The following is a 356-nucleotide window of genomic DNA, read 5'->3' as shown; positions in this document are numbered from 1 at the left end:
GCGGGGGGGGATGCGGGGTAGGTCGGGGCGCCCGGGGGCGAGGCCCGGGAACAGGGGGGGGGGGGCGGGCGGGGGGGGGGGGGTGGCGAGGGGGGGGGCGGCGGGGCGTCACGACGCACGTCGCTGCGTCCCTGCTGCTGTTCCTTGGCCAGACCGACCAGTTCGCCGAGGCCGGCGATGGTGCCGACCAGGCCGGACATCTCGGCCGGGACGATGACCGTCTTGGCCGTCGGATTGCGCGCCAGTTCGGCGAAGGCCTCGACGTATTTCTGGGCGACGAAGTAGTTGATGGCATTGACGTCGCCGGCCGCGATGGCCTGGGACACCATGGCGGTCGCCTTGGCCTCGGCCTCGGC

General features: G+C 74.4%; 1 protein-coding gene. It reads right to left on the bottom strand.

Translation table 11 applies throughout. From position 1 onward, the window contains the following. The coding region (locus B3E43_RS07645) for a band-7 C-terminal domain-containing protein (RefSeq protein ID WP_292028116.1) at window positions 1-356 on the bottom strand (356 nt) is incomplete at both ends.

The organism is Brevundimonas sp. UBA2416, assembly GCF_002343105.1.
Classification (GTDB): domain Bacteria; phylum Pseudomonadota; class Alphaproteobacteria; order Caulobacterales; family Caulobacteraceae; genus Brevundimonas.
The sequence above is the reverse complement of the archived record's forward strand: the minus strand, read 5'-3'. Positions and strand labels throughout refer to the sequence as shown.